This is a genomic window from Thalassospira sp. MCCC 1A01148 (assembly GCF_001613795.1).
Taxonomy (GTDB): domain Bacteria; phylum Pseudomonadota; class Alphaproteobacteria; order Rhodospirillales; family Thalassospiraceae; genus Thalassospira.
The window spans coordinates 1-14,384 of sequence record NZ_LPVZ01000002.1; the positions used below are offsets into that span (position 1 = coordinate 1).

The following is a 14,384-nucleotide window of genomic DNA, read 5'->3' on the forward strand; positions in this document are numbered from 1 at the left end:
CCTCATTGCACCGATCGCAATGGACGAAGGTCTGCGTTTCGCAATCCGTGAAGGCGGTCGTACCGTCGGCGCGGGCGTTGTTGCCAAGATCATCGAATAATTTTTCTCTTGATCTTTGTGAAGCGGGCGGCTATTTAAGCCGCCCGCAACACTTTTGCGGCAATCGTCAACTCCAGTTGAGGGGCCGGTGTCCTTTTGAGGGCTCCGGTACATAATTACATGGATAGTCAGAACATTCGCATTCGCCTCAAGGCGTTTGACCATCGCGTGCTGGATCAGTCCACGCGTGAGATCGTCAATACGGCGAAGCGCACTGGCGCAGAGGTCCGCGGCCCGATTCCGCTGCCGACCCGCATTGAAAAGTACACTGTTCTGCGGTCTCCGCACGTGAACAAAAAATCACGCGAACAGCTCGAAATCCGTACGCACAAGCGTCTTCTCGACATTGTCGACCCGACCCCGCAAACCGTCGATGCTCTTATGAAGCTCGACCTTGCGTCCGGTGTCGATGTCGAGATCAAACTTTAATCGGGAGTAAGCCGCAATGCGTAGTGGACTTATTACCCAGAAGGTCGGTATGACCCGTATCTTTAACGATGACGGTTCCCACCTTCCTGTAACCGTTCTGAAGGTCGAAGATCTTCAGGTCGTCGCCAACCGTACCAACGACACCGACGGCTACGTCGCTGTTCAGCTTGGTTATGGCAAAGCGAAAGTGAAAAACGTATCCAAGCCGATGCGTGGCCACTTCGCCAAAGCCAAGGTTGAGCCGAAAGCCAAACTTGCTGAATTCCGCGTTAGCGAAGACGGCCTGATTGAAGTTGGTGCAGAACTTGCTGCAACCCACTTCATTGAAGGCCAGTACGTTGACGTAATCGGCACGTCCATCGGTAAAGGTTTTGCCGGTGCGATGAAGCGTCATAACTTCGGTGGTCTGCGTGCGTCGCACGGTGTGTCGATTTCGCACCGTTCGCATGGTTCCACTGGTCAGTGCCAGGACCCGGGCCGCGTCTTCAAAGGTAAGAAGATGGCTGGTCACCTTGGTGCCGCACGTGTGACTGTTCAGTCCCTTAAAGTCGTGTCTTCGGATGCCGACAAAGGTCTGATCCTGATCCACGGTGCAGTCCCTGGTCACAAGGGTGCCTACGTCCTTGTTAAGGACTCTGTGAAGCGTGCTGCACCGGAAGGTCTTCCGTTCCCGGCTGCGCTCAAGGGTGCTGCCCCGGCTGCTGAAGAAGCTGTCGCCGAGGATAAGGAATAAGCATCATGAAGCTCGACATTCTCAAACTTGACGCTTCCAAGTCCGGTAAGATTGATCTTGCAGAAGACATCTTTGGCCTGGAAGTACGTCGCGACGTCCTGCACCGTATGGTGAACTGGCAGCTGGCAAAACGCCGTGCCGGTACCCACAAGGTAAAGGAAAAGTCGGAAGTTTCCGCAACCACGAAAAAATTCGTGCGTCAGAAGGGTAGTGGCGGTGCACGTCACGGTTCCCGTAAAGCCGCACAGTTCCGTGGTGGTGGTACCGTGCACGGTCCGCGCGTTCGCGACCACGCACACGATCTGACCAAGAAGTTCCGTAAACTCGCGCTGAAAACCGCTCTGTCGGCCAAGGCAAAAGACGGTAAGCTTATCGTTCTTGATAATGCGGAATTCTCGGACGCCAAAACCAAGAATCTGGTCGCAGTTTTCAATAAGCTCGGCTGGAAGTCTGCACTGATCATCGACGGTGCGCAGGTCAATGAGGGTTTTGCACGCGCAGCGCGCAACATCCCGCAGGTTGATGTGCTCCCGCAGATTGGTGCTAACGTCTATGACATCCTGCGCCGTGACACCCTGGTGCTGACCAAGGGTGCGGTCGAAGCGTTGGAGGCACGTCTCAAATGACGATCATCAGCAAAGAGCGGATGTACGAAGTCATCCGCGCCCCGCATATCACTGAAAAGTCGACGTTGATTTCTGAACACAACGCTGTTGCGTTCAAAGTCGCGATCGACGCCACCAAGCCGGAGATCAAGGCTGCTGTGGAAGGTCTGTTCGGGGTGAAGGTCAAGACGGTCAATACCTCTGTGGTAAAAGGAAAAACCAAGCGTTTTCGCGGTATTTCCGGTCGTCGGAGTGATTTCAAGAAAGCGATGGTTACCCTCGAAGAGGGCCAGTCCATCGATGTGACTACGGGAATCTAAGACAATGGCTTTGAAGAAGTTTAAACCAACCTCTCCTGGTCGCCGTCAGCTGGTTCTCGTGGATCGTTCCGATCTCCACAAGGGCAAGCCGATCAAAGCGTTGACCGAAGGTCTTCGCAAGAAAGGTGGCCGTAACAACACTGGTCGTATCACCGCCCGCCGTATTGGTGGTGGTCACAAACGTCGTTACCGTATGATTGACTTCAAACGTACCAAGTTTGATGTCGTCGGTACCGTCGAGCGTTTGGAATATGATCCGAACCGTACCGCGTTTATCGCACTGGTTCGTTATTCTGACGACGAATTGGCCTACATCCTCGCACCGCAGCGTCTTGCTGTTGGCGACAACGTTGTTGCCGCTGACCGCGTAGACATTAAGCCGGGTAACGCCGCACCGCTGAAGAACATTCCGGTCGGTACCATTGTCCATAACGTCGAACTGAAAGCCGGTAAAGGTGGTCAGGTCGCACGTTCAGCAGGCTCGTATGTACAGCTTGTTGGTAAGGACCAGGGTTACGCCCAGCTTAAGCTGTCCTCCGGTGAGGTACGTTTGGTTCGTGGTGAATGCATGGCTACCATCGGTGCCGTGTCCAACCCGGACCATCAGAACGCAAACCTTGGTAAAGCCGGCCGTAATCGCTGGCTTGGCAAGCGTCCTTCGGTTCGTGGCGTTGCCATGAACCCGATCGATCACCCGCATGGTGGTGGTGAAGGTCGTACATCGGGTGGTCGTCATCCGGTTACGCCGTGGGGCAAGCCTACCAAGGGCAAACGTACCCGCTCGAACAAAAAGACCGACGCGCTCATCATGCGCCGTCGTCACAAGAGCTAACGGAGGAGGCTAGACTATGGCGCGTTCCGTTTGGAAGGGTCCGTTTGTTGACGGATACCTTCTTAAGAAAGCCGATACTGTCCGTGCCTCAGGCCGGAATGAGGTAATTAAGACCTGGTCGCGGCGCTCGACGATTTTGCCGCAATTCGTAGGCCTCACCTTTGGGGTTTACAATGGCCAGAAATTCCTGCCGGTGCTGGTGACCGAAGACATGATTGGTCACAAGTTCGGTGAATTCTCGCCGACCCGTACCTACTATGGTCACGCGGCCGACAAAAAGGCGAAGAGGAAGTAACGATGGGTAAGAAAGCTGACATCCGTCGGCTGGCGGATAACGAGGCTGCGGCTTCGCTCCGGGCAGTACGCATTTCCCCGCGTAAGCTCAACCTCGTCGCCGAGTCGATTCGTGGAATGAAGGCAGAAGCTGCTTTGGCAGAGCTGACCTTCTCCAATAAACGCATTTCGCAGGACGTCAAAAAGCTGCTGGAATCGGCAATTGCTAATGCCGAAAACAACCATCAGCTCGATGTCGACCGTCTCTACGTTAAAGAGGCATCTGTTGGTAAGGCCTTCGTAATGAAGCGCTGGCGCGCCCGTGCACGCGGTCGTGTTGGTAAACTTCTGAAGCCGTTCTCCAACATGCGCATCGTAGTTTGCGAACGTGAGGAGGCCGAGTAATGGGTCAGAAAATCAATCCGATCGGTCTGCGCGTTGGCATTAACCGTACCTGGGATTCCCGCTGGTACGCCAACAAGTCCGATTTCGCTGGTCTTCTTCACGAAGATCTCGCGATCCGCAATTTCATCTTCAACCGTCTGAAACAGGCGGGTGTATCGAAGGTGATTATCGAACGTCCGGCGAAGAAAGCCCGCATCTCGATCCACACCGCTCGTCCGGGCGTTGTGATCGGGAAGAAAGGCCAGGACATCGAGAAGCTCAAGAACGATCTGCAGAAACTGGCGAATGCCGAAGTGCAGGTTAACATCATCGAGATCCGCAAGCCGGAACTCGATGCCAAGCTGGTCGCTGACAACATCGCCCAGCAACTTGAGCGCCGTGTTTCGTTCCGTCGCGCTATGAAGCGCTCGGTTCAGAACGCAATGCGTCTCGGTGCCGGTGGCATTCGTATCAATGCTGCTGGTCGTCTTGGTGGTGCTGAAATCGCTCGTACCGAATGGTACCGTGAAGGTCGCGTTCCGCTGCACACTCTGCGTGCGGACGTTGATTATGGCACTTCGGAAGCACACACCACCTATGGTGTTTGCGGTCTGAAGGTCTGGATCTTCAAGGGCGAAATCATGGCTCACGATCCGTTGGCTTCCGAGCGTAAAGCGCTCGAGTCGACCGGTTCAGGCCGTAAGTAAGGAGATCCAGATATGCTTTCTCCGAAACGTACAAAGTTCCGTAAAGCCCACAAAGGCCGCCTTAAAGGTGAGGCCAAGGGTGGCACGGACCTTAATTTCGGCGCTTATGGCTTGAAAGCCATGGAGCCTGAGCGTATAACGGCGCGTCAGATCGAAGCGGCTCGCCGTGCGATCACCCGCCACATCCGCCGTCAAGGTCGTGTGTGGATTCGCGTTTTCCCGGATCTCCCGGTCTCGCAGAAGCCTGCCGAAGTCCGTCAGGGTAAAGGTAAAGGCTCGCCCGAATATTGGGCGGCACGCGTTAAACCGGGTCGGATCATGTTTGAACTCGACGGTGTTCCGTTGGATCTTGCACGCCGTGCTTTCGAGCTGGCGTCGGCAAAACTGCCGATCAAGACCAAGTTTGTCACCCGTCTTGGTGAAGGGGAGTAATTAGTGATGAAAATTGCTGATCTCCGCGCGAAAAGCGCTGACGAACTGAAGCAGCTGCTTCTGGACCTGCGTAAAGAATCGTTCAACATGCGATTCCAGCAGGCTTCCGGGCAGTTCGAGAACACTGCGCGGGTCCGCCAGGTCCGTCGTGATATTGCCCGCATTAAAACCCTTCTCGGTAACGAGAAGGGTGCTACCGCGGCCTAACTGGACACGCAGAGGAGTAAACACACATGCCGAGGCGTGTATTGCAGGGGACAGTCGTTTCGACCAAAAACGACAAGACCGTGGTGGTCCGAGTGGAGCGCCAGGTCATGCACCCGCTGTATAAAAAGTACGTGCGTAAGTCGAAGAAATTCCACGCGCACGATGAAGAGAACCGCTTCAAAACGGGTGACGTTGTTCGCATTCGCGAATGCAAACCGATCTCGAAGTTGAAGTCTTGGGAAGTAGTGGTCGAGGAGTGAGTCCTCAGCCCAATCATAGTCAAGGGGTAAACCCATGATCCAGATGCAGTCCAATCTGGACGTCGCCGACAACAGCGGCGCTCGCCGCGTCCAGTGCATCAAGGTGCTGGGCGGCTCGAAGCGCAAAACCGCTCACGTTGGTGATGTTATCGTGGTTTCCGTCAAGGAAGCCATTCCGCGCGGTCGCGTAAAGAAGGGTGCAGTTCACAAAGCTGTCATCGTTCGCACCGCAAAGGAAATTCGTCGTGCCGATGGCTCGGCGATCCGCTTTGACCGTAACGCTGCCGTTCTCATTAATGCGAACGGCGAGCCGATCGGCACGCGTATTTTTGGCCCGGTAACCCGTGAACTTCGTTCGAAAGGTTACATGAAGATCATTTCGCTCGCTCCGGAGGTGCTGTAATGGCTGCCAAGATTAAAAAGGGCGATCGCGTCGTTGTTCTGACGGGTAAAGACAAAGGGAAAACCGGCGAAGTTCTCGCCGCTTTCCCGACCGAGAACAAAGTTCTGGTTTCGGGCATTAACCTGGTGAAACGTCACCAGCGCCCGACCGGTGCTGATGCTGGTGGCATCGTCGAAAAGGAAGCAAAGATTGCTGTTTCCAACGTCGCGATTGTTGACCCGAAAGAAAACAAGCCGACCCGCGTCGGTTTCAAGACCCTCGATGATGGTCGCAAGGTTCGCGTAGCGAAGCTCAGCGGCGAAGTCATCGACAACTGAGGGACGGAAAAATGACGCGCCTGCGCGAACATTACAAAGAAGTGGTGCGTGACGCACTCCAGAAGGAGTTCTCCTACGAGAACACCATGGAGATTCCGCGCCTCGAAAAAATCGTGATCAACATGGGTGTCGGTGACGCCACCCAGGATCGTAAGAAGCTGGAAGGTGCTGCTGCGGATCTCGCTGCCATCACCGGTCAGAAGCCTGTCTTCACCAAAGCGAAAAAGTCGGTTGCGGCTTTCAAGCTGCGTGAAGGTATGAACATCGGTTGTAAAGTGACCCTGCGTCGCGACCGTATGTTTGAGTTCCTGGACCGCCTGGTCTCCATCGCGCTTCCGCGCGTGCGTGACTTCCGCGGCCTGAACAAAAAATCTTTCGATGGTCGTGGCAACTTTGCCATGGGCTTGAAAGAACAGTTCGTCTTTCCTGAGGTAGAGTACGACAAGGTCGACTCTGTTCGCGGGATGGATATCATCATTTGTACCACGGCTAAGTCCGACGATGAAGCTCTTGCCCTTCTTAAGGGTTTTGATCTTCCGTTCGGAAACTAACGGAGGTTGGCCCATGGCCAAGAAAAGCGCTGTAGAGCGTGAACTCAAACGTGAACGCCTGGCAAAAAAATATGCTGCCAAGCGTGCCGCCCTTAAAGCGGTTATCGCAAATCGCGAGACGACCCCTGAGGATCGTATCGTTGCTGTGATGAAACTCGCCCAGCTGCCGCGTAACTCGGCCCGTATCCGTCAGCGTATTCGCTGCCAGGTATCCGGTCGTCCGCGTGGTGTCTATCGCAAATTCCGCCTGTCCCGTATCGCCCTTCGTGAACTTGCTTCGCGTGGTCAGATTCCGGGCATGGTGAAGTCGAGCTGGTAAGGAGGACATCACATGTCGATGACTGATCCAGTCGGTGATATGCTCACGCGTATCCGCAACGGCCAGCGCGTTGGTAAATCCAGCGTCGTTTCGCCGGCTTCGAAACTGCGTACCGGTGTGCTGGATGTTCTCCAGCGCGAAGGTTATATCCGCGGTTACAACATTAATGAAATTCGCAAGGGCGTCAGCGAAATCACCATCGAACTCAAATACTTTGAAGGCGATGCAGTGATTAAGCAGATCGACCGCGTCTCGACCCCGGGTCGTCGTGTATACTCGAAGATCAAAGATCTTCCGAAGGTATATAACGGTCTGGGCATCGCAGTCCTGTCCACTCCACGAGGAGTTCTTTCGGATCAGGAGGCTCGCGAGCAGAATGTCGGCGGCGAAATCCTCTGCAAGGTATTCTAAGGAGGGCCAACGATGTCGCGAGTAGGAAAAAATCCGGTGGTCGTGCCTAACGGCGTTACCATCAACTTGACCGAACAGCAGATCAGTGCAAAAGGCAAGCTCGGTGAGCTTAACCTTCCGCTGAACAGTGCTGACATTTCCGTCACCCAGGAAGATAACCAGATCTGGGTGAAACCGAAAAACGATAGCAAGCGCGCGCGTGCCCTTTGGGGTACCACCCGTGCCAACATCGCGAACCTCGTTACCGGGGTCTCGGAAGGTTTCACCAAGAAGCTGGAAATCACCGGTGTTGGTTACCGTGCACAGGTTCAGGGCAAAAAACTTGTTCTGCAGCTTGGCTTCTCACACGACGTAGAAATGGAGATCCCTGAGGGTCTTAACGTCGTCGCTGAAAAGCCGACCCTCGTCGCCATTTCTGGCGCAGATAAACAAGTCGTCGGTCAGTTCGCTGCAAATGCACGCGGCTGGCGCGGTCCGGAGCCTTACAAAGGCAAGGGTGTCCGCTACGAAGGCGAGTATATCTTGCGCAAAGAAGGCAAGAAGAAGTAAGGACAGGCACGATGAAAAACGTGAGAAGCCTTTTCGAACGCCGCAAGCGTCGCGTTCGTTTTGCGATCCGCCAAAAAGCGGCCGGTCGCCCGCGCCTCAGCGTGCACCGTTCGAACGCCCACATCTATGCTCAGATCATCGACGACGTCAAAGGCACCACCCTGGTGGCTGCTTCGACGGCGGAGAAAGATCTGAAGGCGAAAGGCAGCAATGCCGAAGCCGCTGCTCTGGTTGGCAAGGCAATTGCCGAACGCGCAGTCAAAGCTGGTGTGAAAACGGTCGTTTTCGATCGTGGCGGGTATCTGTTCCATGGCCGGGTGAAAGCTCTGGCCGATGCCGCCCGTGAGGGCGGTCTGGACTTCTAAGGAGCACGACCATGGCACGTAACCAGAATCAACAGCAGCAGGCGCCGAAAGCCCGTGAAGAAAACGAACTCGTCGACAAGCTGGTTGGTATCAACCGCGTCGCGAAAGTCGTTAAGGGCGGCCGTCGCTTTGCTTTCTCCGCAATGGTAGTTGTCGGTGACCAGCGCGGTCGCGTCGGATACGGCACGGGTAAAGCCCGTGAAGTTCCAGAAGCGATCCGTAAGGCAACCGAAGCTGCTAAACGTAACATGATCCGCGTTCCGCTGCGTGAAGGCCGTACCCTTCACCATGATACGCAGGGCCACTTCGGTGCAGGCAAGGTTGTCCTTCGCTCCGCACCGGCTGGTACCGGTATCATCGCAGGCGGTGCGATGCGTGCGGTTTTCGAAACCATGGGCGTTCAGGACGTTGTGTCCAAATGCACCGGTTCGAACAACCCGCACAACGTGATCCGCGCAACCCTTGACGCTCTGGTCAACGGTGCTTCCCCGCGTCAGGTCGCTGCTAAGCGTGGCCTGAAAGTCGGTGACGTCGTTGCCCGTCGCGATAGCGGTTCGGCTGCTGCCGCCGTTCTCGAAAAGGAGTAATTCGATATGGCTGCTAAGAAAAAAGCGACCGTACGCGTTACCCAGACGGGTTCGCCGATCGGACGTCCGGCTGATCAGCGCCAGACCCTCGTTGGTCTTGGCCTGAACAAACTGCACCGGACTCGTGAGCTGGAAGATACTCCGGCTGTTCGCGGTATGATCGCAAAGGTCAAGCACCTCGTCCGTGTGGACGAGGCTTGATTGACCCCAGATCGAAAAGGTGTTGAACGATGAAACTCAACGAACTCGCCGATAACCCGGGTGCCCGCAAGGCGCGCACCCGCGTCGGTCGCGGCATCGGTTCGGGCAAAGGCAAAACTTCTGGCGCAGGTCAGAAGGGTCAGAAGTCCCGTTCGGGTGTAGCCATTAATGGCTTCGAAGGTGGGCAGATGCCTATCTATCGCCGTCTTCCGAAACGCGGCTTCAAAAACCCGTTCAAGAAACAGTTCGGCGTTGTGAACCTTGGTACCCTTCAGACTGCCGTTGATAACGGTGTTCTTGAAGAAGGTGCAAATGTTACCGTCGCTGTTCTGGCGGAAAAAGGACTGGCCCGTCCGCAGAAAGACGGTCTGCGTCTTCTCGCAAAAGGCGAACTGAAAGCGAAACTGAACATCGAAATCTCCGGTGCTTCCAAAGCAGCTGTTGAAGCTGTTGAGAAAGCCGGCGGTTCGGTCAAGGTTCTTGCTCCGGTCGCTGCTGCAGAAACCGCAGAATAAGCCTAAATTGACTTCGCGAGGGTCCGGTTCCAGCACACGGGACCGGACCCTCCAGTTTATGTGTATTGGGAGATGAGTGCATGGCATCGGCCGCCGAGCAGCTTGCCGCGAACCTGAATTGGTCCGCTTTTTCAAAGTCGACCGAGCTTAAAAAGCGTATCTGGTTCACTTTGGGCGCGCTTATTGTTTACCGTCTTGGAACCTATATTCCGGTTCCTGGTGTTGACCCGTCCATTCTTGCTGACATTTTCCGTCAGAATGCGGGCGGCGTTCTGGGCATGTTTGACATGTTCGCCGGTGGTGCGCTGGGTCGTATGACGATCTTTGCGCTGAATATCATGCCGTACATCTCGGCCTCGATTATTATTCAGTTGATGACAACTGTTTCGCCAACCCTTGAGCAACTCAAGAAAGAAGGCGAACAGGGTCGGAAAAAAATTAACCAATATACCCGCTATCTGACGGTGCTGATTGCGACCGTGCAGGCGTGGGGCATTGCCGTTGGCCTTGAAAGCATGACCGGTTCATCCGGTGCTGCTGTGCCGGATCCGGGCATGTTCTTCCGTCTGACCGCGGTCATCACGCTTGTTGGTGGCACCATGTTCCTGATGTGGCTCGGTGAGCAGATCACCCAGCGCGGCATCGGTAACGGTATTTCGCTGATCATCTTTGCCGGTATTGTTGCCGGCCTGCCAAGCGCGATTGCAGGCACCCTTGAACTGGGCCGTACCGGTGCGATTTCTGCACTGGTTATCGTTGCAATCATCGTTCTGGCGATTGCGGTTATTGCCTTCATCGTCTTTGTTGAACGTGCCCAGCGCCGCGTTCTGATCCAGTACCCGAAACGCCAGGTCGGCATGAAGGTCATGGAAGGTCAGAGCTCGCACCTGCCGCTCAAGATCAACACTGCCGGTGTTATTCCGCCGATCTTCGCAAGCTCGCTGCTGCTTATGCCGCTCTCGGTGGCGCAGTTCACCACCGGTGTTGATGCCCCGGCATGGTTGACCACTGCGACCGCACTGCTGGGCCGTGGCCAGCCGCTGTATATTGCGCTTTATATCGGCCTGATCGTCTTCTTTGCCTTCTTCTACACTGCGGTTGTTTTCAACCCGGAAGATACGGCAGACAACCTGAAGAAACATGGTGGCTTTATCCCGGGCATCCGTCCGGGTAAAAATACCGCGAATCATCTGGATTTCATTCTGACCCGTCTGACGGTGATCGGTGCAGCGTATCTTGCATTCGTCTGTATCCTGCCGGAACTTCTGATCGCGGAATGGTCGGTTCCCTTCTACTTTGGTGGGACTAGCCTCCTGATCGTTGTCACGGTAACCATGGATACCGTTGCGCAGATTCAGTCTCATATGCTGGCTCACCAGTATGAAGGCCTGATCAAGAAATCCAAACTGCGTGGTCGCCGCCGCTAAAAGCCGCCACCGCATTCAGGGGGAAGACGATGAACATTATCCTTCTTGGCCCACCCGGCGCAGGGAAAGGTACCCAGGCCAAGCGTCTTGAAACAGGACGCGGCATGATCCAGCTCTCGACGGGCGACATGCTCCGTGCAGCGGTTGCTGCCGGTACGGAACTTGGGCAGAAGGCAAAAGAAGTCATGGATGCGGGGCAACTCGTTTCTGACGATCTCATGATCGGCCTGATTTCTGAAAGACTTGACCAGGATGATACCAAAGGTGGTTTCATTCTGGACGGGTTCCCGCGTACCACCGCCCAGGCAGAAGCTCTGGACGTTATGCTGGAATCCAAGGGACTGGCACTTGATTACGTGATTGAACTGCGTGTTGACGATGCAGCATTGGTGGCCCGCGTTGTGGGTCGCTATACGTGCGCGAAATGCGGGCAGGGCTATCACGACGAGTTCCAGAAACCCGCCAAGGAAGGTGTCTGTGACGTATGTGGCAGCACCGAATTTAAACGCCGTGCGGACGATACCGCCGAGACGGTCACATCGCGACTGGAAGCTTATCACAAGCAAACAGCACCGATCATTCCTTACTATGAAAAGGTCGGTAAGCTGAAAACAGTTGACGGGATGGCCGAAATCGACCAAGTTACGCGCGAGATTGAAGCCATCCTGGGGTAATTTCCCGGGCAGGGCGTTTTTTTGCTGGCGGGTTGGCAGTAATGCTGGCCCGCTTTTGCAGCGTCCTACCCTACCGGATCTGCCCCTGGGTTTGTTAACAGGAAACAGGAGTTCACATAGTGGCTCGTATTGCTGGCGTAAACATCCCGACCGCTAAGCGTGTCGTGATTGCGCTTACCTACATCACCGGTATTGGCCCGGCTAAAGCCAAAGAAATTTGCGCAAAGGTCGGTATCGAATCCGCAACCCGCGTTCATCAGCTTTCTGATGACCAGGTTCTGAAGGTTCGTGAAGTCATCGACGCTGATTACACCGTCGAAGGCGACCTCCGTCGTGAAACCGCAATGAACATTAAACGTCTGATGGACCTGGGCAGCTATCGCGGCCTGCGTCATCGTCGCGGTCTCCCGGTACGCGGTCAGCGTACCCACACCAACGCTCGCACCCGTAAGGGCCCGGCTAAGCCGATTGCTGGCAAGAAGAAGTAAGGTAGGGGAACGACAATGGCGAAAGCTCCTCAGACTCGCGTGCGTCGCCGCGAGCGCAAGAACATTACGAACGGTATCGCGCACGTAAACGCGACCTTCAACAACACCATGATCACCATCACCGACGTTCAGGGAAATACCATTTCCTGGTCGACCGCTGGTGGTATGGGTTTCCGCGGTTCGCGTAAATCGACTCCGTATGCTGCACAGATGGCTGCCGAAGATGCAGGTAAGAAAGCTGCTGAACACGGCATGAAAACCCTCGAAGTACAGGTTAAAGGCCCGGGTTCGGGACGTGAATCTGCACTGCGTGCGCTTCAGGCTGTCGGTTTCACCATTACGTCGATCAAAGACGTAACGCCGATTCCGCACAACGGTTGCCGTCCGCGTAAACGTCGTCGCGTCTAATCGCGTCGATCCTTGCGGACGACCCCGCGTTTGGGCCCGGGATGACCGGGCCTCTTCGCGTTTCTCGTGGGGGCAAAATGTTTGCCCTCATTTCCATAGGCTCCAGTTGCGAAGGTGGGTCTCGTGATTCAAAAGAACTGGCAGGAACTGATTAAGCCGACGAAGCTTGATGTTACTCCGGGTACTGATGCCAGCCGTATTGGTACGATCGTGGCAGAACCGCTGGAGCGCGGTTTTGGTCAGACCCTGGGTAACGCGCTGCGTCGCATTCTGCTGTCGTCGCTCCAGGGTTCGGCAGTTACTGCGATCCAGATCGACGGTGTATTGCACGAATTTTCGTCGATCCCGGGTGTGCGTGAAGATGTCACCGACATCATCCTGAACATTAAGACCATGGGCGTGCGCATGCATGCTGAAGGTCCGAAGAAAATGGCTCTGAAGGCGACCGGCCCTGGTGCCGTCACCGCAGGTCAGATCGAAACCGGTGCGGATATCGAAATCCTCAACCCGGATCTCGAGCTGTGCCATCTTGATGATGGTGCAACGCTCAACATCGAATTCACCGTTGATAACGGTAAAGGCTATGTTGCAGCCAGCTCGCACAGCTCGTCTGACGCGCCGATTGGTCTTATTCCGATCGATGCGATCTTCAGCCCGATCCGTAAAGTGGCCTACAAGGTGGAAAACACCCGTGTTGGTCAGGATACCGACTTTGACAAGCTGTCGCTGACCGTTGAAACCAACGGTGCGCTGACCCCGGAAGATTCGGTTGCGCTTGCTGCCCGTATCCTCCAGGACCAGCTGTCGCTGTTCGTCAACTTCGAAGAGCCGGAAGCGGTTGTCGAAGAGAAGAAAGAAGACGAACTGCCGTTCAACCGCAACCTTCTTCGTAAGGTTGACGAGCTTGAACTGTCGGTACGTTCGGCAAACTGCCTGAAGAACGACAACATCATCTATATCGGTGATCTTGTTCAGAAGACCGAAGCAGAAATGCTCCGTACGCCGAACTTCGGCCGTAAGTCGCTGAACGAAATCAAGGATGTTCTGGCTCAGATGGGTCTGCATCTTGGTATGGAAGTCGGCGGCTGGCCGCCGGAAAACATCGAAGAACTTGCGCGCAAGTTCGAAGATCCGTTCTAAGAACGGGTCTTCGGCCTTCGGGCCGTTATCGGAACATTCGTGTTCCAAACCGGAGAACCCAGTTGTTTGGGCATCCGGCGGGCGCGTTGCCCACACCGCACGTGCATAACCTGGCCTTTCTGTGAAAGTGATCAGGGTGGCGGGGCGGTTTTACAATCGGTTTCGTGAGCGAAGCCAGGCTATTAAGGAGAGTTACCATGCGTCACGGTATGCAAGGCCGTAAGCTTAATCGTACTTCGTCCCATCGTAAGGCGATGTTTGCCAACATGGCAGTTTCGCTGCTCACCCACGAGCAGATCAAAACCACTCTTCCGAAGGCCAAAGATCTTCGCCCGTATGTCGAAAAACTGATTACGCTGGGCAAGCGGGGCGACCTGCATGCACGCCGTCAGGCCATTTCGATCCTGCGTGACGACAAAGTCGTAGCCAAGCTGTTCGGCGAAATCGCCGACCGCTACAAAGAGCGTTCCGGTGGTTACACCCGCGTTCTCAAGGCTGGCTTCCGTTACGGCGATGCGGCTCCGGTTGCTGTGATTGAACTTGTCGATCGCAACGCCGATGCAAAAGGCGCGGAAGACCGTGCTCGCCTCGAAGCAGAGGGCGAAGGCGAAGAAGCTGTTGCTGAATAAGCAACGTTTCGGCCTTTAAGAAACAGAAACGGGCGACGCCTTATGGTGTCGCCCGTTTTCTTTTTGCTAAATGGCATTGGTTTCATATTTCCGCCAAGGTTGCGCAGCAGTTCTATTTT

At 55.2% G+C, this 14,384-nt stretch carries 28 protein-coding genes; all 28 read left to right on the forward strand.

Going from position 1 to position 14,384, the window contains the following annotated elements; translation table 11 throughout:
- Positions 1-100: hypothetical protein (locus tag AUQ43_RS20020; RefSeq protein ID WP_198157127.1), on the forward strand; the 100-nt coding region annotated here is incomplete at its 5' end.
- A 119-nt stretch (positions 101-219) separates the two neighbouring features.
- Positions 220-528, forward strand: a complete 309-nt coding sequence (gene rpsJ / locus AUQ43_RS00710; protein ID WP_008892173.1) for a 30S ribosomal protein S10 — start codon at positions 220-222, stop codon at positions 526-528.
- Positions 529-544: 16 nt separating this feature from the next.
- Positions 545-1,261 (forward strand): 50S ribosomal protein L3, encoded by a 717-nt coding sequence (gene rplC, locus AUQ43_RS00715; protein ID WP_062953729.1) that lies wholly within the window; start codon positions 545-547, stop codon positions 1,259-1,261.
- A 5-nt stretch (positions 1,262-1,266) separates the two neighbouring features.
- Positions 1,267-1,887 (forward strand): 50S ribosomal protein L4, encoded by a 621-nt coding sequence (rplD, locus tag AUQ43_RS00720; protein ID WP_008892175.1) that lies wholly within the window; start codon positions 1,267-1,269, stop codon positions 1,885-1,887.
- Entirely contained in the window at positions 1,884-2,186 is a 303-nt protein-coding gene (locus AUQ43_RS00725) for a 50S ribosomal protein L23 (RefSeq protein ID WP_062953730.1), read from the forward strand. Before rplD ends, AUQ43_RS00725 begins: the two co-directional genes overlap by 4 nt.
- Positions 2,187-2,190: 4 nt before the next feature.
- Positions 2,191-3,018: a 50S ribosomal protein L2 gene (rplB, locus tag AUQ43_RS00730; RefSeq protein ID WP_062953731.1), complete on the forward strand. Its 828-nt coding sequence runs from the start codon at positions 2,191-2,193 to the stop codon at positions 3,016-3,018.
- Positions 3,019-3,034: 16 nt separating this feature from the next.
- Positions 3,035-3,313 carry a 30S ribosomal protein S19 gene (gene rpsS / locus AUQ43_RS00735; protein WP_008892178.1) on the forward strand — a complete coding sequence of 93 codons (279 nt, stop codon included), beginning with the start codon at positions 3,035-3,037 and terminating at the stop codon, positions 3,311-3,313.
- A 2-nt stretch (positions 3,314-3,315) separates the two neighbouring features.
- Positions 3,316-3,696 (forward strand): 50S ribosomal protein L22, encoded by a 381-nt coding sequence (rplV, locus tag AUQ43_RS00740; protein WP_062953732.1) that lies wholly within the window; start codon positions 3,316-3,318, stop codon positions 3,694-3,696.
- Positions 3,696-4,382: a 30S ribosomal protein S3 gene (gene rpsC / locus AUQ43_RS00745; RefSeq protein ID WP_062953733.1), complete on the forward strand. Its 687-nt coding sequence runs from the start codon at positions 3,696-3,698 to the stop codon at positions 4,380-4,382. The genes rplV and rpsC overlap by 1 nt, the downstream gene beginning before the upstream one ends.
- A gap of 12 nt (positions 4,383-4,394) precedes the next feature.
- Positions 4,395-4,814 carry a 50S ribosomal protein L16 gene (gene rplP / locus AUQ43_RS00750; RefSeq protein WP_033067183.1) on the forward strand — a complete coding sequence of 140 codons (420 nt, stop codon included), beginning with the start codon at positions 4,395-4,397 and terminating at the stop codon, positions 4,812-4,814.
- Positions 4,815-4,820: 6 nt separating this feature from the next.
- A complete protein-coding gene (gene rpmC / locus AUQ43_RS00755; protein WP_008892182.1) occupies positions 4,821-5,021 on the forward strand; it encodes a 50S ribosomal protein L29 in 201 nt (66 codons plus the stop codon).
- Between the two features lie 26 nt (positions 5,022-5,047).
- The gene (gene rpsQ, locus AUQ43_RS00760; RefSeq protein WP_008892183.1) at positions 5,048-5,281 is read left to right on the forward strand and encodes a 30S ribosomal protein S17; all 234 of its coding nucleotides are present in this window, start codon (positions 5,048-5,050) and stop codon (positions 5,279-5,281) included.
- A 34-nt stretch (positions 5,282-5,315) separates the two neighbouring features.
- Positions 5,316-5,684 (forward strand): 50S ribosomal protein L14, encoded by a 369-nt coding sequence (gene rplN, locus AUQ43_RS00765; RefSeq protein ID WP_033067181.1) that lies wholly within the window; start codon positions 5,316-5,318, stop codon positions 5,682-5,684.
- Complete coding sequence (gene rplX, locus AUQ43_RS00770) at positions 5,684-6,001, forward strand: 50S ribosomal protein L24 (protein WP_008892185.1); 318 nt, start codon at positions 5,684-5,686, stop codon at positions 5,999-6,001. Before rplN ends, rplX begins: the two co-directional genes overlap by 1 nt.
- Before the next feature lie 11 nt (positions 6,002-6,012).
- Entirely contained in the window at positions 6,013-6,552 is a 540-nt protein-coding gene (gene rplE, locus AUQ43_RS00775; RefSeq protein WP_062953734.1) for a 50S ribosomal protein L5, read from the forward strand.
- 13 nt (positions 6,553-6,565) lie between these two features.
- Complete coding sequence (rpsN, locus tag AUQ43_RS00780; RefSeq protein ID WP_033067178.1) at positions 6,566-6,871, forward strand: 30S ribosomal protein S14; 306 nt, start codon at positions 6,566-6,568, stop codon at positions 6,869-6,871.
- A gap of 12 nt (positions 6,872-6,883) precedes the next feature.
- Entirely contained in the window at positions 6,884-7,282 is a 399-nt protein-coding gene (rpsH, locus tag AUQ43_RS00785; protein ID WP_062953735.1) for a 30S ribosomal protein S8, read from the forward strand.
- Between the two features lie 12 nt (positions 7,283-7,294).
- Positions 7,295-7,831: a 50S ribosomal protein L6 gene (gene rplF / locus AUQ43_RS00790; protein ID WP_062953736.1), complete on the forward strand. Its 537-nt coding sequence runs from the start codon at positions 7,295-7,297 to the stop codon at positions 7,829-7,831.
- Between the two features lie 11 nt (positions 7,832-7,842).
- Positions 7,843-8,196 (forward strand): 50S ribosomal protein L18, encoded by a 354-nt coding sequence (gene rplR, locus AUQ43_RS00795; RefSeq protein ID WP_062953737.1) that lies wholly within the window; start codon positions 7,843-7,845, stop codon positions 8,194-8,196.
- An 11-nt stretch (positions 8,197-8,207) separates the two neighbouring features.
- Positions 8,208-8,783, forward strand: a complete 576-nt coding sequence (gene rpsE / locus AUQ43_RS00800; protein ID WP_033067174.1) for a 30S ribosomal protein S5 — start codon at positions 8,208-8,210, stop codon at positions 8,781-8,783.
- 6 nt (positions 8,784-8,789) lie between these two features.
- Complete coding sequence (rpmD, locus tag AUQ43_RS00805; protein WP_007091489.1) at positions 8,790-8,984, forward strand: 50S ribosomal protein L30; 195 nt, start codon at positions 8,790-8,792, stop codon at positions 8,982-8,984.
- A 29-nt stretch (positions 8,985-9,013) separates the two neighbouring features.
- On the forward strand, positions 9,014-9,499 hold the full coding sequence (gene rplO, locus AUQ43_RS00810; protein WP_062953738.1) for a 50S ribosomal protein L15: 486 nt from the start codon (positions 9,014-9,016) through the stop codon (positions 9,497-9,499).
- Positions 9,500-9,579: 80 nt separating this feature from the next.
- Positions 9,580-10,926: a preprotein translocase subunit SecY gene (gene secY, locus AUQ43_RS00815; RefSeq protein ID WP_062953739.1), complete on the forward strand. Its 1,347-nt coding sequence runs from the start codon at positions 9,580-9,582 to the stop codon at positions 10,924-10,926.
- A gap of 29 nt (positions 10,927-10,955) precedes the next feature.
- The gene (locus AUQ43_RS00820) at positions 10,956-11,600 is read left to right on the forward strand and encodes an adenylate kinase (protein ID WP_062953740.1); all 645 of its coding nucleotides are present in this window, start codon (positions 10,956-10,958) and stop codon (positions 11,598-11,600) included.
- A 119-nt stretch (positions 11,601-11,719) separates the two neighbouring features.
- Positions 11,720-12,088 (forward strand): 30S ribosomal protein S13, encoded by a 369-nt coding sequence (gene rpsM / locus AUQ43_RS00825; RefSeq protein WP_008892195.1) that lies wholly within the window; start codon positions 11,720-11,722, stop codon positions 12,086-12,088.
- A gap of 15 nt (positions 12,089-12,103) precedes the next feature.
- Positions 12,104-12,496, forward strand: coding sequence for a 30S ribosomal protein S11 (rpsK, locus tag AUQ43_RS00830; RefSeq protein WP_044828432.1), 393 nt, complete (start codon positions 12,104-12,106; stop codon positions 12,494-12,496).
- Positions 12,497-12,619: 123 nt separating this feature from the next.
- A complete protein-coding gene (locus AUQ43_RS00835) occupies positions 12,620-13,636 on the forward strand; it encodes a DNA-directed RNA polymerase subunit alpha (RefSeq protein WP_008892197.1) in 1,017 nt (338 codons plus the stop codon).
- A gap of 197 nt (positions 13,637-13,833) precedes the next feature.
- Complete coding sequence (gene rplQ / locus AUQ43_RS00840; RefSeq protein ID WP_084271929.1) at positions 13,834-14,265, forward strand: 50S ribosomal protein L17; 432 nt, start codon at positions 13,834-13,836, stop codon at positions 14,263-14,265.
- Positions 14,266-14,384 lie beyond the last annotated feature (119 nt).